This window comes from Photobacterium sp. DA100, from assembly GCF_029223585.1.
Classification (GTDB): Bacteria; Pseudomonadota; Gammaproteobacteria; order Enterobacterales; family Vibrionaceae; genus Photobacterium.
Window position 1 is genome coordinate 2,735,286 of the sequence record NZ_CP119423.1, and the last position, 19,584, is coordinate 2,754,869.

Annotated in this window: 14 protein-coding genes; 7 read left to right on the forward strand and 7 right to left on the reverse strand. The window is 52.1% G+C overall.

What is annotated here, in order from left to right:
- Positions 1–9 precede the first annotated feature (9 nt).
- On the forward strand, positions 10–1,026 hold the full coding sequence (gene asrC, locus PTW35_RS12515) for a sulfite reductase subunit C (protein WP_281025268.1): 1,017 nt from the start codon (positions 10–12) through the stop codon (positions 1,024–1,026).
- A 68-nt stretch (positions 1,027–1,094) separates the two neighbouring features.
- Here the strand turns inward: asrC and PTW35_RS12520 are convergent, their stop codons facing one another.
- Positions 1,095–2,315, reverse strand: coding sequence for a CinA family nicotinamide mononucleotide deamidase-related protein (locus tag PTW35_RS12520; protein WP_281025269.1), 1,221 nt, complete (start codon positions 2,313–2,315; stop codon positions 1,095–1,097).
- Between the two features lie 548 nt (positions 2,316–2,863).
- Between PTW35_RS12520 and PTW35_RS12525 the strand changes: the two genes are divergently transcribed.
- From PTW35_RS12525 to PTW35_RS12535, 3 genes are all read left to right on the forward strand, one after another.
- A complete protein-coding gene (locus PTW35_RS12525; protein ID WP_281025270.1) occupies positions 2,864–4,069 on the forward strand; it encodes an aromatic amino acid transport family protein in 1,206 nt (401 codons plus the stop codon).
- Between the two features lie 230 nt (positions 4,070–4,299).
- On the forward strand, positions 4,300–5,217 hold the full coding sequence (locus PTW35_RS12530; protein WP_281025271.1) for a DUF3943 domain-containing protein: 918 nt from the start codon (positions 4,300–4,302) through the stop codon (positions 5,215–5,217).
- A gap of 184 nt (positions 5,218–5,401) precedes the next feature.
- Complete coding sequence (locus PTW35_RS12535; RefSeq protein ID WP_281025272.1) at positions 5,402–7,396, forward strand: EAL domain-containing protein; 1,995 nt, start codon at positions 5,402–5,404, stop codon at positions 7,394–7,396.
- 51 nt (positions 7,397–7,447) lie between these two features.
- Here the strand turns inward: PTW35_RS12535 and ltrA are convergent, their stop codons facing one another.
- The 4 genes from ltrA to cysB form a co-directional block, all read right to left on the reverse strand.
- Positions 7,448–8,740, reverse strand: coding sequence for a group II intron reverse transcriptase/maturase (gene ltrA / locus PTW35_RS12540; protein ID WP_348637735.1), 1,293 nt, complete (start codon positions 8,738–8,740; stop codon positions 7,448–7,450).
- A gap of 645 nt (positions 8,741–9,385) precedes the next feature.
- A complete protein-coding gene (locus PTW35_RS12545) occupies positions 9,386–10,114 on the reverse strand; it encodes a sulfite exporter TauE/SafE family protein (RefSeq protein ID WP_281025273.1) in 729 nt (242 codons plus the stop codon).
- A complete protein-coding gene (locus tag PTW35_RS12550) occupies positions 10,115–11,302 on the reverse strand; it encodes a methyltransferase (protein WP_281025274.1) in 1,188 nt (395 codons plus the stop codon).
- Between the two features lie 121 nt (positions 11,303–11,423).
- Entirely contained in the window at positions 11,424–12,398 is a 975-nt protein-coding gene (gene cysB / locus PTW35_RS12555) for an HTH-type transcriptional regulator CysB (RefSeq protein ID WP_281025275.1), read from the reverse strand.
- A gap of 316 nt (positions 12,399–12,714) precedes the next feature.
- Between cysB and PTW35_RS12560 the strand changes: the two genes are divergently transcribed.
- Together PTW35_RS12560 and PTW35_RS12565 are read left to right on the forward strand one after the other, a co-directional pair.
- Positions 12,715–13,476, forward strand: a complete 762-nt coding sequence (locus tag PTW35_RS12560) for a DNA repair protein (RefSeq protein WP_281025276.1) — start codon at positions 12,715–12,717, stop codon at positions 13,474–13,476.
- A gap of 151 nt (positions 13,477–13,627) precedes the next feature.
- The gene (locus tag PTW35_RS12565) at positions 13,628–14,422 is read left to right on the forward strand and encodes a tRNA isopentenyl-2-thiomethyl-A-37 hydroxylase MiaE (protein WP_281025277.1); all 795 of its coding nucleotides are present in this window, start codon (positions 13,628–13,630) and stop codon (positions 14,420–14,422) included.
- 147 nt (positions 14,423–14,569) lie between these two features.
- Here PTW35_RS12565 and PTW35_RS12570 read toward each other — a convergent pair whose 3' ends face one another.
- Both PTW35_RS12570 and topA read right to left on the reverse strand, forming a co-directional pair.
- Positions 14,570–15,901, reverse strand: coding sequence for an IS4 family transposase (locus tag PTW35_RS12570; protein WP_281025016.1), 1,332 nt, complete (start codon positions 15,899–15,901; stop codon positions 14,570–14,572).
- Positions 15,902–16,009: 108 nt separating this feature from the next.
- Positions 16,010–18,655 carry a type I DNA topoisomerase gene (gene topA / locus PTW35_RS12575; protein ID WP_281025278.1) on the reverse strand — a complete coding sequence of 882 codons (2,646 nt, stop codon included), beginning with the start codon at positions 18,653–18,655 and terminating at the stop codon, positions 16,010–16,012.
- Positions 18,656–19,322: 667 nt separating this feature from the next.
- Here topA and PTW35_RS12580 point away from each other — a divergent pair.
- Positions 19,323–19,571 carry a YciN family protein gene (locus tag PTW35_RS12580; RefSeq protein ID WP_281025279.1) on the forward strand — a complete coding sequence of 83 codons (249 nt, stop codon included), beginning with the start codon at positions 19,323–19,325 and terminating at the stop codon, positions 19,569–19,571.
- Positions 19,572–19,584 lie beyond the last annotated feature (13 nt).

Consider the following 19,584-nt stretch of genomic DNA (forward strand, 5'->3'; position numbering starts at 1 on the left):
GGAGTGACCATGAGTCTCGACATCGACATTATTAAAACCCGCGCCAATGGTGACTACCGCCTGTCCAAGGAGCGGGGTGAGTGCATGATCAGTGTCCGTATCCCGGGGGGGATCATGCCCGCTTACCTGCTTTCCACCGCCCAGCATATTGCGGAAACGTTCGGTAATGGTGTCATCCACCTGACGACCCGGCAGAAGCTGGCTATGCCGGGGATAAAATATCAAGATATTCCAGCGGTAAACCGCGCCCTCGAGCCATTCATCAAGGACATCACGGTCGAACAGTGCGGTATAGACGTGGAAGATACCCAAGCAGGTTACCAGAGCATTGGCGGTCGCAATATCGTCGCTTGCCAAGGTAGTCGGATTTGCCAGAAGGCCAATACCGACACCACCGGCCTTGCCCAGCGGCTGGAGCACCATGTCTACCCTCAACCCTACCACCTAAAAATCGTCCTGGCCGGCTGTCCCAATGACTGCGCCAAGGCCAACATGTCGGACTTTGGTGTGCTCGGGGTTGCCAAGATTGAATTCAGCAGTGAGCGCTGCATTGGCTGTGGGGCATGTGTCCGCGCCTGCCAACACCATGCGGTTGATTGCCTGGGCCTTGAAAATGGCAAAGCGGTCAAAGAAGAGAGTAAGTGCATTGGTTGCGGCGAGTGTGTCCTCGCTTGCCCAACCCTTGCCTGGCAGCGAAATCCGAAACAGCTTTATATGGTTAAACTGGGTGGGCGGACCTCCAAGAAAACCCCCAGGGTCGGCAAGCTGTTCATGAACTGGGTGACCGAAGATGTAATCCATCAGGTATTGAACAATCTGTTTGAATTTGAGAAAGAGATGCTTGCAGGTAACCCGGTATACCTGCACATGGGACACCTCATCGACAGATCGGGCTACCACGCGTTTAAAAGACGCGTGCTCGATGGTGTCGAGTTCAACCCCGAGGCCATGGTTGCCGACCGGATCTACTGGGCCGAGGACGAGTATGTCGCCAATATGCATGTTAAAGCTATTGGTCACGGGTAAGTGACTACAAAGCTCCTCGGTAAATGGGCTGCCATAGTTCGGCAGCCCCCTGTTAGCAACTGTAACGGCTAGTATCTGTTTTCGATGTGAGTAACACGCTGCAGTGATTCCGAATGGCCAAACACCGGTTTGCCTTCCAGCCAGCGGCGGAGCATGTCGAGGCCAAGGGCAGCCAACACATGACGGTGATCACGCACGGCATAGCGGCGTTTGGTCGATACTAGCTGCGCCCATTCCCCTTCGGGTGTCACCAACGCCACCACCACGCCATCGGTTTGCTCTGTCCCTATAGCCAAGCCGAGATCCGCTTGATTTTTCTCCCGAGCAGCCTGCGCCAGTGACAAAGCAGCCTCTAGCGGTAGCTTAGCGGTATACTCAGGCGCATTGCCTCTGCCCAGCACCCAGGACTGAGCGACATGCTCTGCTAGTCGTATGTCATCATGTAGCCAGCTAGTCAGAAAGCCGCCGGTAAAATGCTCGGCTAGCGCTAGTGAATACCCATTTTTTTCAACGAGTTCGCCAACCTCCGCCAGCAAAGGCTGGTTATGGCCAACCAGGTTATCCCCTAACAGGCTGGCAATAGCTGCCACCAATGCCTGGGTTTGCGGGTGTTCTGACGGACAGAACACCTTCACTTCAATAAATGGGATCGCTGAGCGGTAACCTAGCTCGAAGCCTTCCGGCAGCGCAATAGATTGCAACGACTGGCCAATACCCGATTCCGACAAACCAAACGTATGGAGCCGGATACACTCCCGAGCATTGGTGGTGTAACTCTCCTCCAGCCGCGGCAGGATTTGCTCATGGGTCATTTTCTTGAATTCGCTCGGGACCCCGGGGGTGAAGAAAACCCAGGCTCGGTTAATCTGCATCGCGAACCCGCAAGCAGTGCCGATGGGGTTATCCAATACTTCCGAACCTTGTGGCAACATCGCCTGCTTGAGGTTGGTCTCGGGCATCACGCGCCCCAGTTGGGCATATTTCTGCTCCATCGCCTCGACCCACTCGTCGACCAACTCCAAGCCGACATTTGCCGCAATGGCCGCGGCCTGTGCGGTCAGGTCATCGGTTGTCGGGCCTAAACCGCCATTGACAATCACCACATCGGCAGTGAGGCTGCAATGCTCAATTTCCTTGGCCAAGAAATCAAGCTGATCACCCACGGTAGTCCGCCGCGACAGAGGGAACCCGCGCTGAAAGAACAGTGCCGATAACCAAGCGGCATTGGTATCAGTAATGTCGCCGTGAAGCACTTCTTCGCCCGTACTTATCATTGCTACCTTCAGCATATTTTCTCCCATGTTGTCGACCTGCGACTTCCTTTTAGCATCTGGCTTTGTTCATCAGCCAGACAACGGCTTTTACCATATCCCCCCGACATACCGAAAATGACGCAACCAGAGCACATCGAGGTGGGTATTGCCTATTCAAGCATATCTCCTGCTATTTCAGCACGTTATTTTTCCACGAAGGCTATCCCACTCAGCCAGTTATGGCACCAAGACATTAAAAACACACCACAACTGTAAATTATTATTTACACACAAAAACACAAAAGTTGACAGTCATATCCAATCGCTATATTGTTCACAACCAGACGCAAGCCTTATCAAAGAGCTTAAAACCGCCATATATCACTAATGGGAATCAATTAAGCCATGAAAAAACACCAAACGAGCACTTTCTATCGATAGCCGCAATGGCTAGGTAGAGTGTAAATAATAAATGACACCCCATTGCCATTGTGGCCCTCTTGATGGATGAAAAGGGAGTAACCACAGGTGCAGACACCGCCTCCCGAGCACGAACCTATTGAATACTCGGAGCAAATAACCCCATGTCTATGAACAAGACTTTCGGCAGTATGCTGATCATCGCCGGTACGACCATCGGCGCGGGCATGCTAGCCCTTCCCCTGGCCTCGGCCGGACTTGGTTTTACCACAGCCACTTTGATCATGTTTGGTATCTGGTCTTTGATGACCTACACCGCCCTCTTAATGTTAGAAGTGCATCAGTACGCCGATCACCAAGCCACGCTAAATTCCCTGGCCCGTGACCTTCTCGGCAAAAAAGGCCAGTTCCTCGCCAACTTTGCCGTGTGCTTTCTGATGTACTCGCTTTGTGCCGCGTACATTGCCGGCGGAGGTGGTCAACTCAACGACAAACTGAACAACTGGGTAGGATTGGAAGTCTCGGCACAGACCAGCACCGTCATTTTTACCCTGGTGATTGCCAGCATTGTGGCGATTGGTACTCACTCGGTCGATATGGTTAACCGAGTACTGTTTACCCTGAAGGTTATTGCTTTGGTGGTAATGCTCAGCTTGCTGGCGCCAAATGTCGAAGGCGGCTACCTGGTCAATATGCCGGTTGAAAAAGGCCTGATCATTTCGGCACTGCCCGTGATCTTTACCTCGTTTGGTTTTCACGGCAGTATTCCATCTATCGTGCGCTACATCGGCTTGGATATCAAAGCCCTGAAAAAGGTCATGATCATCGGCTCTTCGCTGCCTCTACTGATCTACGTTTTCTGGCAACTGACCAGCCAAGGCGTACTAAGCCAGCAAGATCTGATGGCTAGCAACAGCCTAGGCTCATTCATTGGCACACTGAGTGAAATGCTGCACAACCCAATGGTTAGCCAGTCCGTCTCAGTTTTCGCTGACTTGGCCTTGGCCACTTCTTTCTTGGGTGTCAGCCTGGGCCTGTTTGATTTTGTGGCCGACAGCTTTAAGCAAAACGACAAAAAGCATGGCCGCGTACAAACGGCAGCGATGACATTCATTCCACCACTCGCTTTCGCTTTGTTTTATCCACAGGGCTTTATCACGGCACTGGGTTTCGCTGCCATTGCACTGGTTATCCTGGCGATCTTCCTGCCTGTCGCCATGGTCAGCGCCCAGCGCAAGCAGCTCGAAGCGAACAGTGGCTACCAGGTGGCCGGCGGCAAGCCCGCCCTGCTCGCTGCAACCGGGGCTGGAGTCCTCATTATTACCGCCCAATTTCTGCAGATGGCAGGCGTGATCCCGGCTGTCGGTTAATAGCTAACCCAGCGGCAAGCGTCCTCCGCTTGCCGCTGGGCCTTCCGCCTGAAATAAATTTGAGCAAAATAATTTATTTTTCCAATCATTCATATAAATTGGTGTTTTTTACAATTTTTTTGCACAAAACTGTACGATTTCAGGCCATTGCTACTAGGAATTTTTTATCATTTCAGTGATACTTCCCGCACTTTTTATCCTATCCACCTTGATCTATTGCGGAGCGTATCTTGCGCACTTCACTTCTATCAACTCTAGCCCTGGGGATTGCCGTCAGCACCCCTGCATTCGCATGGAATGAGAATGCCAACCTTGGTGCTTACCAGCAGCCAACCTTTCTAAACAACTATGCGACCCAGCCAGCTCAGGATCTGGGGGTGGCCCACGGATACCAGTACGCAGCCATGGATCAAGGGATTGCACTGCAACCAGCGACTTCCGAGCCGACAACCTACAGTTTGCCAAAACATTTATCCGTCGCGCCGGAAAAAGATTGGGATTACCTACTGGAGCAGTCATACACCATTTTTGGTTTGAGCGTTGCTACCGTCGGGTTGATGACCCTCTTGCCCGAGAGCGTCACCAACTGGGATCCGGAAGATACCAACTTAAGCGGCTTGGGCAAAAAATGGTGGGACAATGTTAAGGCCGGCCCAGTCTGGGACAAAGATGATCACTATCTGAACTACATCATGCACCCATATTTCGGCGGTGTTTACTACACAGCAGCCCGCCATTCCGGATTTAACGAATGGGAGTCATTCCTCTATTCGGCAACCATGTCGACATTCTTCTGGGAGTACGGGGTAGAAGCCTTTGCCGAAATCCCATCGATTCAGGACATTATTGTCACGCCGCTGTTCGGCGCGGCAGTGGGTGAGTGGATGTTCCAGACCGAAATGGAAATTACCGCCAACCGTGGCAAGGTCATGGGCTCAAAAACCATGGGCGACGTCAGCCTATTCCTGCTCAACCCCGTTGGCCATATCCACTACTGGGTAACCGACTGGTGGCGTGGCGACGCCGATGTTAGCCTTACTTACACACCGTGGTTCGGCAATACCGATGCCGCCAGCTTCGCCCTTGATGCAGGAGCTGCCTACGATCCGGTCTTCGTTGGCCTCGAACTAAAACTGGCTTTGCAGTAAAGTAAAGAAATAGACAGCAAAAAAGTGCGATCTCTATCGCCTTTTTTGCTGCTTTTCAAGAAATTACATATTTTATTTCATATTTCGTGAAGAAGTGTCACGATTTTATACCGCATGCATATTTAGAACGCCGTTTTTGATATAGCATCTGACAAATATCACAATAAATAACAAAGCCTTGGTGATGAACCAAAATTTTTCTCTGTTAGAGTTCCTGCAGACTCCTGTATGGATTTTCGACATTCACCAAAAACGCATTCTCTGGGCAAACTCCGCCGCATTGCCATTGTGGGAAGCGAAAACTACCGACGAACTCACAGCCCGTGATCTCAGCCTCGATATGTCCGAAGCGGTTGATGCCATATTGGATGGCTACCTAAGCCGTTTCCAGCAGGGAGAGAAAATCAAGACCTGGTGGTACTTCTCCCCTAACGATGTCATCAAAAAAGCATTATGTTATTTTTCGGGTATGCCCGGTCCCGACGGCAACACTGTCATGCTGGTTGAGGTGATCGCCGAAGAAGCCAGCCTGCGCCGAGAGTTGGCGTTCTCAGGCAGCTCAAACCTCGCCTTGCTGTTCGATGAAAGCGGTAGCCTAATCAGTGCTAACAACTCTTTTACCCATTCTTTTGGAGAAGATCTCAAAGATCTGGCCAGTTTTCTCGGTGACGCCCAATTGGCTGATAAATGGCTGGCGGCAGCCCGCAATGAAGGTGTTCTCAAGGCCAAGCGCCTGTGCTGGACCGGAAAAAGTCACCACTGGCTCAATATCGATGGTAAGTGGCTGTCCGATAAGCACCAACTGCTCCTGAGCTTGATCAACATCAGCCAGGAAAAAGAACAGCTCCACAAAGCCAAATACAATGCCGAGCATGATTTTCTGACCGGGCTGCTCAACCGCCGCGGTATCACGAACGCCATTGTCGAAAATCAGCACAGTCAGCATCCGTATAGCCTGCTATTCCTCGATATAGATGGCTTTAAGCTGGTCAATGATACCTATGGCCATGCCATTGGCGACAAACTGCTACGGGCCATCGCCATTCGCTTGCAAGAAGAAGTGAAGTTCAAAGGGTTACTGGCACGATTCGGCGGTGATGAGTTTATCGTCCAAGCTGAGCACCGAAATATCGAGAACTCGGCGACGTTTGCTAAGCAGCTGATCAAAGCCCTGAACCGCCCTTTCCACCTCAAGGAGGTAGGCGAGCTGTCCATTGGTTGCAGTATCGGCACCTCGGACTATCCGACCGATGCGCGGGATATCGAAACCTTGGTAACCCAAGCCGACATGGCTATGCACCGTGCCAAGTTACGCGGCCGTAACCGCAGCCACCACTTCTCGCCTGATATGGCAGATGCTCTCTATCGAAAGATGACTCTGCGGCACCACCTGACTCTGGCCCTAGAAGCCGAGGCTTTCGAGCTCTATTACCAACCGATTGTCGACATGAACTCAAAGTCGCTCAAAGGCTTCGAGGCCTTGATCCGCTGGCACGACGAGGAGTTGGGGCAAGTCTCCCCAGGAGAGTTCATCCCACTGGCCGAGGAAACCGGCCAGATTGTCCCGCTTGGTAAGTGGATCCTCAAAACCGCCTGCAAGCAACTGGCGCTATGGCGGGAAAAATACGGCAAGACGTTTATCATGAGCGTCAACCTTTCCCGTGCCCAGCTGCAATCTAGCTTGGCACCGACCATCGAAGGGTTGCTGAACCGCTACCAGATCCCTCCGTCACAGCTAGCCTTGGAGCTCACTGAGTCCACCATGCTGCAGGAGTACGATGAAGCTAAACAGTGCTTGGATGATCTGGCTTCCCTGGGCCTAGAGCTTTATCTCGACGACTTTGGGACCGGTTACTCTTCCTTGTCGCAGCTGCAGGATTTGCCGATCAGCACCGTTAAACTGGATCAGAGTTTTGTCCAAGGGGAGCACAAAGGCAGCCAGGCGATTATTGAGGCGACCCAGGCCATCTGCGAAAAGCTGGCACTCAAAGTGGTGGCTGAAGGTGTCGAGACCGAAGCGCAATTGCGTTATTTGCAGCAATGCCGCTTCGACTTCTGCCAAGGCTACTACCTCGGCCGGCCAATGCCAGCCCATGAGCATGAGGAGCGAAATTTCTCCTTGCTCAACACTATTCCGGAAGCCCCACTACAAGAGCAAAAACCAGAGGTGGTGCAGTAGTATTTCGCGCCTGCCAATCGAGTAGGAGGAGGCCTCACGGCCTCCGTCCTCTCACACCACCGTACAAGCGTGGGTCGCATACGGCGGTTCCGAATATATTTTCAGTGACTCATACCCATCTCTCAATGAGTACATGCCCATCTCCTTGAACCGTTTCGTTGGCATGGCCTGATTGAGCTGCGGCGATAAAGCCAGATGCCACCATCCTTTCTCTGACATCGCTAGCTTCCAAGCATTGCGCTCGTTTACGCCTTCTTGGCGTAACCATATCGCTATGCTGTGTCTGCGTTTTCGCTGCTTGAGTCGGTAGCACCGTAAGCGCCGTCTTATCCATTCATCCAAGCGCTGCATCGCGCTTTTCCGCATGGCGAGCTTGAAGTAGTGTTGCCAACCTCTTAGATATTGAGTTAGTTCGACTATTACTGTCTTCAACTCTCGTCCTCGATTCCGCTTCGTTATTTGACGCACTCGCTTCTTCATGTGAGTTTGTGCTGTCTTCGAGATATGGATACTTCCATCTCGTTGGAAGCGATGGCCTAAGTAAGTCCGCTCTGTCACTCTTGTTGCTGCACTCTTCTCCCGGTTGACCGTGAGTTTCAGTTTCTGCTCCAAGAACTCCGTTATCGAGGCTTTTACTCGATTTGCGGCTTCCTCACTGTGCACGTAGATTTGGCAGTCGTCTGCATATCGGCAGAACTTATGCCCTCTTCGTTCAAGCTCTTTATCCAACTCATCTAATACGATATTTGATAGCAGCGGAGATAATGGGCCACCCTGTGGTGTCCCTCGTTGCCTCTGCTCGACTAACCCGTTTCGCATTATGCCTGCCTGTAGGTATGACCTGATCAGCTTCAGTACCCGTTTATCTGTGATATCTTTCGATAACCTGTGCATCAGCCTATCGTGGTTCACAGTATCGAAGTATTTCGCTAGGTCAACATCGACTACATAACCCCGCCCCTCCCTGATGTAGTGGCTTGCTGCCGCCAGAGCATGGTGGGCACTACGGTTGGGCCTGAACCCGTAACTGCTGTTGGAGAACTTAGGTTCGTAGATATCTGTCAGGACTGATGTGATGGCCTGCTGGACGATCCTATCAAGTACCGTTGGGATACCTAGCTGCCTCACTCCCCCACTAGGTTTAGGGATTTCTACACCCAAGACGGGTTGGGGTTGATAGCTACCGTCCAGAAGGCTCTGGCGGAGCGCTTGCCCATTGGAAGACTGCCGAAGCACCGAGATAGTGGCTGCTATGTCGAGTTTATCAACCCCAGCACATCCCTTGTTCTTCTTTACTCTTCTCAGGGCTTGGTTCAGATTCGTTGATGAACAGATCTGCTCCATCAACTGAGTGGAGGTCACCAAGACTCGTCCTCCTGTCTACGCCAAACATGCTTGTCATTCTTCGTGGCCATGAGCGTCACTTGCGGTGTTGCCCATTGGTACGTAGAGATATTGTTCATCTTGCTATGACTCCACATGATTGAGTGTCTAATGACTGCTTCTTGATATATTCAGTTCCGGCCTTCCCTTGGGTTGTACTTCCCCAAGGTACTATGCCTTCTGCTGACTTCTTATTAACCGTCACGCAGCATCACTGCTGCACTAGTCTCGTCCGAGACAGCTAATAAGATCTCCCGAGGTAAGACGTTGTTCTTTCCCTTGGTTGTGCCTGATTTACCCGTACACACTTCCCGTCGAGGCATTGGGCTATTCTATATATGGCTAGGTTACCCAAGTTGTACTGGCCTACTATCAGATTTCTGTTCGTCACAACCAAGTTTTGCCGTTTGCTTCCTTCAGATCCCACCTCACGGTGGGCACCCTTGCATAGGCTAACGGTTCTCGCTCGACTGAGCCCGTAGAGGACTTTCACCTCCTAGAACAACGCCATGCTCGGCGCACCATTAATAATAAGGCCAGTCAGTGACTGGCCTTATTACTGTTTACCACCTTGTGCACAAGGATTGTCCAAGCCTTCCCGTGCCGCTAGACAAATTTCGGTGCCATTCCCTGCCAAATGGCAATCACCCCTGAGACCGAGCACAGCACCAGCAAGGCATAGCGCAGCCACTCGGCCCGGATCAAATGCTGGATCCGGTAGGCAAACAAACTGGCCAAGATAGGCGCAGGCATGATCATCATGCCGTATTTGAAATGCCACCAGCTAAAGTGCCCTGTCGCGGTCAGGGCGAGCAACGAAAGGATGCTGCTAAAGGTGAAATAGCCCGCCAGGTTGGCCCTGAGCTTGCCGGCCTCGGCATGTTGCAGGACCAGGGCCATAGGCGGACCGCCGATAGCCGTTGATGTCCCCATCAGCCCCGAGGCAAATCCTGCCCAGAACAAAGCCTTCGGCGTTGGCCTGATCCTCACTTTGAGCAAGCTGATCACCACCGCCAGCAAGACTCCAGCACCAAGCACCAAAGCCAACGACTCCGCGGTGATATACAGCAGTAATGCTCCAGCAACGATCGTCCCTGGCACCCGCCCGACAAAAGCCGCGCCCAAGCCACGAAACGACACCTGAGAGCGGTATTGCCACATATTGATCAGCGCCAGCACCAAGCCAACCAAGGTAATGGTGCCGGGCACAAAACGGGGCTCAAAGAAATACACGATGGGTGCCGCAACGATGGCCATACCGAATCCCACGGTGCTTTGTACAAAACACCCTGCCGCCAGGGCAATGGCGCAATATACTAATGTGCTGGTTTCCATTTAATCCTTTAACTCCGCATGGATCATAATATTACGCGGGGTGATCGGCTTGTCGCAGAAGGTCCCGACCGTCACGGTATACCCCGCCTCTTCCATAAAGCATGCCCGGTCATAGACCAGCCACATTTCCAACGGCCGGCGGAACAGCTGGCGCAGCAACTCCAACCGCTCGACCCAGTCAAACCGCTGCTCGCCGACATGCTGCCAATGGGCAAAGTCAATATTCTCCGGTAACATCAGCCCCTTTTGCCCTGCTGCCCAGCGGCAAAAAGCCTCAAAGCCATCATTGAACAAGGCCTTCTGGACATTGGGGACCGGCAGATAATCGTCTTGCCCGGTTACGCTGCGTTGCAGGCTGTCAAAGCCAAGCCGGAAGCTGACTTCAACAACGCGGAGATTTCGAACTCGGTTGCCCGCCGTCACCGTCTCCTGCAACGGCAGCCGAAGATCATGCTTGCTCAGGGTTAATGCGCTTTGCTTCGCCGGCATCGACATCGGTTGGTAGGCACGGTCGCGGATGAGATGGTAACAGCAGGGCGAAACACTGACCGCTTGCCCCCTGCGCTCGGCCACACGCTGCAACAGCGAGACGTGCAGATCGCCACAGGCATGTAAAGCGACCGCATGCTGCTGGGATAAAATATATTGGCCACTCTGCGGTGAAAACGCATCGCCATGGACAAAGGTCATCGGCAGCCCCAGCTTACGGGCGGCTGCGTCACCGCTTTCGCACAGTGCCTGCTGCCATTCCAGGCTGGTTACCGCCGTGTTGTGCGTCGCGGCCAGCACCCTTCCGAGAAACCCTTTTCCGGCACACCATTCCAGCCATGGCAGCGACAGCGCTGGCAGCACACCGTTGAACGCCTGCAGCTGTTGCCATTTGCGGCCCGGAATACCGGCATCGAGACCACGGGGCGTAGTACGCTCGACCTGAGGCAAAGCCTCAAGCGAGGCAAGCAGGTGCATGGCGGCGGCCTGCGGGATCCAGCGGCTCAGCGCATCAGCGAGCAAGCCGGCATCCTGACGAAATAGGGCGAGTTGCTGATCATCCAAGCCCAGCAGCCATTGAGTTAGTGCGGGGTGACGCTGCTCCCATTCGGGCTGTGACGTGGAAAAGGGCATAAACTGCCACCATTCACGGGTATCCGTCAGTAGGCGATCAAGTTGGGAAAAGCGCGGGGCGTGCATGGTGTACTCTTGGATTAATCAGACAGCCCGCTATTGTAAACCTAATTAGGGCAAATGGGCAGAAAGAGACCCTTTCAAGATAAGAAACAAACAGGCTGCCGAGTGGCAGCCTGAGGAGCGGTTACTTTACCGGCAGCGGCATGTTGGCGAACATGGCCTCGATTTCGGCATTGGTTTTCAGCGCTACCGCCTGATCGACCACTTCCCGAGTCAGGTGCGGGGCGAAACGCTTGATGAAATCGTACATGTAGCTCCGCAGGAAAGTCCCTTTCTTGAAACCAATCTTGGTGGTGCTGGCTTCAAAGATGTGGCTGGCGTCAATCGCCACCAGGTCACTGTCGGTGGCCGGATCCATGGCCATGCTGGCTATCACCCCGACCCCAATGCCCAGCCGCACATAAGTCTTTATCACATCCGCGTCGGTTGCGGTAAATACGATTCGCGGGGTCAGCCCCGAGCGGTTAAAAGCACTGTCGAGCTCCGAGCGCCCGGTAAAGCCAAACACATAGGTGACCAGCGGGTAGGCCGCCAGATCATGGATGGTGAGCTCCGACTTCTGCGCCAAGGGGTGATCGGCCTTGACCACAATCGAACGGTTCCAGTGGTAACAGGGCAGCATGATCATATCCTGATACAGGTGCAGTGCCTCAGTGGCGATGGCAAAATCTGTGGTCCCCTTGGACACCGCCTCGGCCAGTTGGCTCGGCGTGCCTTGGTGCATGTGCAAGGTCACTTTGGGATAACGGGCAGTGAAGCCCTGGATCACCGGAGGCAGGGCATAGCGAGCCTGGGTATGGGTGGTCGCGATGTTCAACGTCCCCATTTCCGGGTGGGTATGCTCACCTGCCACCGACTTGATGCTTTCCACCCGGGCCAGAATATCCCGGGCAATTTTGACAATTGACTCCCCTGCCGGTGTCACCTGGGTCAAATGCTTGCCGCTTCGCTCAAAAACCTGCACCCCCAGCTCATCTTCCAACAGCCGGACTTGCTTACTGATCCCAGGCTGGGAAGTATACAAACTCTCTGCCGTGGCAGAAACGTTCAGGTTATGGTTAACGACCTCTACGATATATTTCAGTTGCTGTAGTTTCATGGTCCTGCCTAATGATCGTCCGTTATCATCTTCACCCCAACCTTGGAGTTATGCCCGGCGCAGTTCTGTGCGGGGTTATATAACGTTATGTTATATAACTTATAGACCGAGTTTCCCAGCATCGTATGTCAAATTTTCAACCGTTAAGCGACATTTAACACAAAATGGCACACACTTGTCCCTTGCCAGCGCGTCAGCGTTGAAAAAACCACCAGCTCCCGGGCAGATCTTCGAGAAAGCGATCTCGCCGCTATGACCCATTATCGATATGGTGTATCTTATAGGGCTTGAGTAAGCACGGATGGTCTTCTACCCCATGAGCATGCCACTAATTATTGGCCTGGTAAGCCTGTTGCTGATCTTGATCGTTGGCTACAACATCATTATTCAGTACCGACAGAAACTGGAAAGCACAAAGCAGCAGGAATTAGCAAAATTCATCGCCATTATTGATGCAACCGAAGAGCTGATCAGTAACGCTCACCACCTTCCCTACAGTAAGGATCTACTGGTCTGCCTAAACAAGCGGGTACTGTTCTCGCTGCAGGCCATGAAGGAAACGGACCCAGCGGATAAGTCACTACCGCAGCGAATTACCAATGTCACCGAGCAAATCGGCCAGCTCCAGGCCAACTATTCTCAGGCAGATGTGGCCAGCTTCAAGGTTCCGAGTACCGACAAGCAAGCGCTTGGCATGCTTCAGCTTGTCAAACGCCTGAAAAATGTCATCAAGAGCGAGCACAGCAAAGGCCGGATGCCGACCCAAGCCTTTGTGACCGAGAATGCCCGCCTAGAGGGTATCCAGCTGAGGATCAATATCGAGAATGTGATCAAGCGCGCCAATGATGCCCGTGTCAAAAGACAGCTGGGTACAGCCAAGCAGCTGCTAAAGAAGGGCATCGATGTGCTGTCGAGCAAAAATGACGACTATGCCAATCAGGCCCGCGAGAAGCTGCAGAAGATGTTGCAAGACGTTGATAGCAGCCAGAACATGAGCCACGAACAGCAGCGCCAGCAAATGCTTGAGAAAGAGCAGGATGAGCTGGATGTCCTGTTCCAGCCCAAGCGCAAATGGTAACACTGTTTGCGACACGGCAAACAGGCCAAGACGCGCTCCAGATACTAGGCCACCGTTACGGTGGCCTTTGTTTTTCTGGCGATTGGCTCTTTCATCCCCACCGTTGGTATACTGGCCGCATATCAACAACAAGACTCAACAAACCTAACCGATGAATACAAGCCAACAGATGATCGACACGCTACTGGCGCCGATCAAGCAGTTCCTGCAATGCGAGACGCCAGAAGCCTGGATCGACGAAGCCAAGAAACCCCAGAACCTCACCGCGCTTCTGGTTGACCACTGCAACTGCGAGCTGAAAGCCAGCCAGACCGCCATGTTTTTGATCCGCAAGTACGCGGTAGATGCCGAGAGTGGAAAAGCGTTACTGGAATGGGCCAAGCCATACGAAGAATTCGTCTATGGTGCCGAGCGCGATACCCGCAACTTCCATGGCCGGAAAAACGGTCTGGCCGCCGAACTGACGCCCAGGGCCGATTTTGCCCATGGCAAAGAGCTTATCGACAAGATGGTTCGCCTGATCAAGGAAGAATTCCACCACTTCGAGCAGGTTCTGGAAATTATGGGCAACCGCGGTATCCCGTACTCCAGCCTAAGTGCCGGCCGCTACGCCAAAGGACTGATGAAGATTGTTCGTACCCATGAGCCAGGTACCTTGATTGATAAGCTGATCATCGGCGCTTACATCGAAGCCCGCTCCTGCGAGCGTTTTGCCAAGCTGGCTCCTTACCTCGATGAGGAGCTGAAAAAGTTCTATGTGTCCCTGCTGCGCTCCGAGGCCCGCCATTATCAAGACTACCTCAAGCTGGCCGAGCAAATCGCAGGCGCTGATATCAGCGCTCGAGTGAAGGCAATCGGTGCCCGCGAGGCGGAGCTCATCAACAGCCCCGACGACAGCTTCCGTTTCCACAGCGGCGTACCGACGTTCGAGACTGCAACAGTTTAAGGGATCCTGGGTCCTGCAAGCAGTCTCTAGATTACCGAAGCTTTTTAAAGCTCTTTTGCTCTTGATTTTTTCCTAGGAACCAGAATCCGCTCTTCCCAGCCTCCTTCGCTTTCAAGCATAAAAAAACCGCCTGTCGGCTAACTCCTATCAATTAAGATGCTTGGAGCGAACCACATAGCGAGTTTTACTGATACGAACGGTCCTTGATTTGGGCCGTTTTTTTCGCTCAGGCAAAATATAACGTTTTACTCGCTCTCGCATTGCCCTTAACTTCTTGGGTATTGAGCCGGGCGATGCGATTGCACACCACATTAATTCATCCTGGATATCCCTCAAAGCCATCATAAAACTGATCCGTAAAGGCGACACTTTAGCTTCTTTCGCTATTCGGCTTATTTCCAACCGGACTAGATTATAGGCAATTAAGGTGCCCCAGATCTCCTGCTCAACACCTTCGATTGATTGACTGCGAAGTAGGATCTCATCCTCAAGCATGTCGTGTTTTATCTCCCCGTAACTGTTTTCGATTTCCCATCGTTCGAAGTAAACATTAAGCAAGGATTGCAGGTCATATTTTTTGTCTGTTAGGGACGTCAAAACCCCTTTGATATGATTGGGTTGATCTTTTTCTGGATAAAGCGCAAGTCTAGCCTGCCACTTTTCAGGCAGATGAGGATCTTTTTTGCGAGCTTGTTGAGAAACATTCATTTCTACTATCAAGTCACGCCCGTCTTCATCTAACTGCTCTATGATTGTGTACTTTGTATTGGATTTAATGGGAGTCATCCAGTGGCTAGAACCATGTTGGTTTTGCCAGTTAATCATCAACTCTGCACCTAAATAGCATCGGTCGAAAATAGTAAGGGAGTTGGCTGTTGCAGAGGAAATGAGTTGCTTGGCGTAGCTTTCTTCACCCTTGTAGCTAGGACCAAAAGCGACATTATGGATTAGCCGACTTCGGAGGGAGCAGAGTGCACATAGCCTTACAACTGGGTATTCAGTATGGCGAGTTTTACTGTGCTTAACGTATTGAAAATGCTCTGCAAGGGCTGGGGTATCGTGGGTCCTAAATTGCGTGCCATCTACAGAGAAAAGCTTTAACCCGAACCATGTATCTTCACTATCCTCTGTTTGTACCCAATGCTGTGAAGTTAATGTAAATAGGGCTTCGAGAGGCTTAGCTGTTAACCGTTTTCTTGCTTGGGGGATCGCACTCGGAGCAATGGACTCACCTAGAGAACTGGAAAGCTTAAGGTCTAGCTTATCAAGTACATCGGTAATCGGTCTATCACGGTATAAACCAATCCCAACAACAAGCCAGACCACAAGCTCAGCAGGTAGCTTCCGTCGCCTTAAACTTGCCTTGTTGGTGTCATCGAGTGCTTGTTGAATCCACTCAAGAGGCAACTCTTTTTGAAACAAAGAGAGTGAGTCAGGTGAAGCAAAATCATCAACATCGATCAGCCAATGTGCCAACATAAAAAATACCCTCATACTTAATGTCTGAGGGTATTTTCACTCAACCGTAGGATCATTCAACTGATCAATGGCTTAACTGATCGGTGTTAGCCTGTCGGCGGTTTTTTATTAGTCGTCAGCTTTCTCTTTTTTCGGCTTCTTGCGCTTGTCGGTAATTTCCCACTTACCGTCAATGTAAAGCCCCGTCCAGCCCGATGGCTTACCATCGATTTCCGAACGGATGTAGTTCTCTTTGGTCTTGCGGCTAAAGCGAACCACGGTCGGACGGCCATCCGGATCTTCTGTCGGCGCATCGGTCAGGTACATGAACTTCGGCGACAAGCGGTCTTTGAAGCGCACCAGCTCTTCTACCAGCGGCGCACGAGTCTCACGCGATTTCGGGAAGGTACTGGCCGCCATGAACAAACCGGAAGCACCGTCACGCAGTACGAAATACGCATCAGGATCCTGGCTACAAGGCAGCTCAGGCAGATGAACCGGATCTTCCTTCGGCGGTGCGATTTCACCGTTCTTCAGGATCTTACGGGTATTCTTACAGGTCTCGTTGGTACAACCCATGTACTTACCGAAGCGACCGTTCTTGAGCTCCATGTCCGAGCCACATTTATCACACTCGATAACCGGGCCATCGTAGCCCTTGAGCTTGAACTCGCCTTTCTCAACCACATAGCCATCACAACTCGGGTTGTTACCACATACATGCAGCTTACGGTCGGCATCGATCAGGTAAGCGTCCATCGCCGTGCTACATTTCGGACAACGCTTCTTGGCACGCAGGGCTGCCGTTTCAACGTCTTCCTCCAGCACATTGACGATACCTTCCTCGTCACCTAGGTTAATGGTCGTCTTACAACGCTCCTTCGGCGGAAGCGCATAGCCAGAACAGCCCAGGAACACGCCGGTTGAAGCAGTTCGGATCCCCATCGGACGCTCACACGTCGGGCACTTGATATCGGTCAGTACGATGTTGTTCGGCTTCATACCGCCTTCGGCTTCGTCCAACTCGGCTTTTTCCAGCTCGGTAGTGAAGTCGCTAAAGAACTTGTCCAACACCGACTTCCAGCTCGCTTCGCCCTCGGCGATTTTATCGAGGTTGCCTTCCATCCGGGCGGTAAAGTCGTAGTCCATCAGGTCTGCGAAGCTCTCGTCAAGACGGTCAGAGACAATTTCCCCCATCTTCTCGGCATAGAAACGACGCTGATCAACACGCACATAACCACGATCCTGAATGGTCGAGATGATGGAGGCGTAGGTTGAAGGACGACCGATACCTCGTTTTTCCAGCTCTTTTACCAGTGCCGCTTCGGTAAAGCGTGCAGGTGGCTTAGTAAAGTGCTGTTTCGGCTCCAACGATTCCAGTTTGAGCGTATCGCCCACATGAACCATTGGCAGCGTAGTATCTTCGTTCTTGCCTGACGGGCGCTGTACTTGCGTCCAACCGGCAAAGCGCAAGGTACGGCCTTTCGCTTTCAGGGTAAAGTCGCCCGCTTCCACCGTAATCGTGGTTGAGTCGTACTTAGCCGGCACCATCTGACAAGCCACGAACTGACGCCAGATCAAGTCATAGAGCTTGATCGCATCTTGCTCCATGCCTTCAAGGTTTTCCGCTTTCACGTCAACGCTGGAAGGACGGATTGCTTCGTGCGCTTCCTGGGCATTGCCCTTGCTGCCGTATACGTTCGGCGAAGACGGCAGGTAGTTATCGCCGTACTCGCTAGCAATAAACTCACGCGCCGCCTCTACCGCTTCCTTCGACAGGTTGGTCGAGTCGGTACGCATATAGGTAATGTAACCCGCCTCGTACAGACGCTGGGCCAGTCCCATCGTCCGTTTAACGCCGTAGCCCAGACGGGTACTTGCCGCCTGCTGCAGCGTCGAGGTGATGTACGGTGCTGACGGCTTGCTGCTGGTTGGTCGGTCTTCACGGTCTTTGACCTGGAAGGCCGCCTTTTCCAACAGGGCTTTCGCCGCCATGGTGTCAGCTTCGTTTACCGGACGGAACGTCTTGCCCGCTTGCTGTGCCACCATCAAACGCAGGGCATCGCTGCCTGCGGTTTGGGTGTTGGCATGCATGTCCCAGTATTCTTCCGGGTCGAACGCCTTGATCTCGCGTTCGCGTTCTACAATCAGCTTAACCGCAACCGACTGTACACGGCCCGCAGAAAGGCCACGCGCGACTTTCTTCCACAACAGAGGGGAAACCATGAAGCCGACCACGCGGTCAAGGAAGCGGCGTGCCTGCTGCGCGTTGACGCCATCCATGTTCAGCTCACCCGGCTGCTCGAAAGCCTGCTGGATAGCATTTTTGGTGATCTCGTTGAAAACCACTCGCTTGTAACGCTCATCATCGCCGCCGATGATCTCACGAAGGTGCCACGCAATAGCCTCCCCTTCGCGGTCCAAATCGGTCGCGAGATAAACATAGTCAGCGTCTGCTGCTAGCTTCTGTAGTTCATTGACCACTTTTTCCTTGCCAGGAAGCACTTCGTACTGGGCTGCCCAGTCATTGTAAGGGTCAACGCCCATTTTATTGATTAGCGCTTTTCGTTCTTTTTCTTTTTTAATGCGCGCTTTTTCTTCTGCGCTCAAGCCCTTGGTTGAAGTAGCCGCCGCTTTTTTGCCCGTGCTTCGTGCACCGGTCGGCAAATCACGAACGTGACCGACGCTTGACTTAACAACGAAGTCCTTACCCAAGTACTTATTGATTGTCTTCGCCTTGGCTGGGGACTCCACAATAACGAGAGATTTACCCATAATAATTCTATTACGTCCTCGTGCTCACAAAACTTAAAATTAAAACAACTAGTTGCACGCTAAAAAAACTAGAGCTAGCACGGCAACGCTGGTACACCAAACTGATTAAGTAACTATTTAAATCTCGAAATCCAACCGGTTGAGGACTGCTCCGGATAACTAGTTACGTAATGTGATTGGTATTTACATATTGGGCTACAATCGGAGAAGGTCAACTGCTTTTTAACAAAATGGGACCGTTTGGTCGTCCCTTCCCCACTTGTTAACAGCTGGTTACGCCATTCAATGTACAGGAAAAAAGCGTGCCGACAAGACGTGCTGCAACGCGATATTCCCCTCATTTATTCCGCAATGCTAAAAACAACTCCCACAATGGGCGCTAATCATTACCACCTCAGCAACACTTTGACTATAAAAAACCGCGATTTTTTGCCGTTGCTCACAGATTTTCGGTAATTCAAACAGTTAATGCCTATTCTTTGTACCTTGCTGTTTTATCGCCCACTTTATTTCAAGATATAACCAGTCTCCGATAAAAATCAACAACGCCAAAAAAATGGCAGTGCCCACTTGGGTGCAAAATTTGTCATCGTCCACCAACTCCAATACACTTAGCGGCCTCGGCCGGAGACATTGCCGGCACCTGCTGTGAGATGAGAGAGACACAATGAGCACCAAAGAAACCATTTCAACTGATGACCTGCTAATGATTGCCAACCAGCAAATTCAAGATCATGAAGCCTACATCGACGGTATGCGTGCCACTTCCGTTGAAGAGCGTGGCGGGGTACTGATTTTCAAAGGCGAATTCTTCCTCGATGACAAGGGCCTGCCGACCGAAAAGACCACGGCAGTCTTCAACATGTTCAAATACCTTGCCCACCAGCTATCGCCGAAGTTTACCCTCGGCAAATAATTCCGCCCTGCCA

Bases quoted from the DNA above. Each gene is read 5' to 3' on its own strand.
- PTW35_RS12550 (WP_281025274.1), bottom strand. From the start codon at position 11,302: ATGCACGCCCCGCGCTTTTCCCAACTTGATCGCCTACTGACGGATACC.
- PTW35_RS12535 (WP_281025272.1), top strand. From the start codon at position 5,402: ATGAACCAAAATTTTTCTCTGTTAGAGTTCCTGCAGACTCCTGTATGG.
- PTW35_RS12525 (WP_281025270.1), top strand. From the start codon at position 2,864: ATGTCTATGAACAAGACTTTCGGCAGTATGCTGATCATCGCCGGTACG.
- asrC (WP_281025268.1), top strand. From the start codon at position 10: ATGAGTCTCGACATCGACATTATTAAAACCCGCGCCAATGGTGACTAC.
- PTW35_RS12570 (WP_281025016.1), bottom strand. From the start codon at position 15,901: ATGTTGGCACATTGGCTGATCGATGTTGATGATTTTGCTTCACCTGAC.
- PTW35_RS12520 (WP_281025269.1), bottom strand. From the start codon at position 2,315: ATGCTGAAGGTAGCAATGATAAGTACGGGCGAAGAAGTGCTTCACGGC.
- topA (WP_281025278.1), bottom strand. From the start codon at position 18,655: ATGGGTAAATCTCTCGTTATTGTGGAGTCCCCAGCCAAGGCGAAGACA.
- ltrA (WP_348637735.1), bottom strand. From the start codon at position 8,740: ATGGAGCAGATCTGTTCATCAACGAATCTGAACCAAGCCCTGAGAAGA.
- PTW35_RS12545 (WP_281025273.1), bottom strand. From the start codon at position 10,114: ATGGAAACCAGCACATTAGTATATTGCGCCATTGCCCTGGCGGCAGGG.
- PTW35_RS12565 (WP_281025277.1), top strand. From the start codon at position 13,628: ATGAATACAAGCCAACAGATGATCGACACGCTACTGGCGCCGATCAAG.
- PTW35_RS12580 (WP_281025279.1), top strand. From the start codon at position 19,323: ATGAGCACCAAAGAAACCATTTCAACTGATGACCTGCTAATGATTGCC.
- cysB (WP_281025275.1), bottom strand. From the start codon at position 12,398: ATGAAACTACAGCAACTGAAATATATCGTAGAGGTCGTTAACCATAAC.
- PTW35_RS12560 (WP_281025276.1), top strand. From the start codon at position 12,715: ATGAGCATGCCACTAATTATTGGCCTGGTAAGCCTGTTGCTGATCTTG.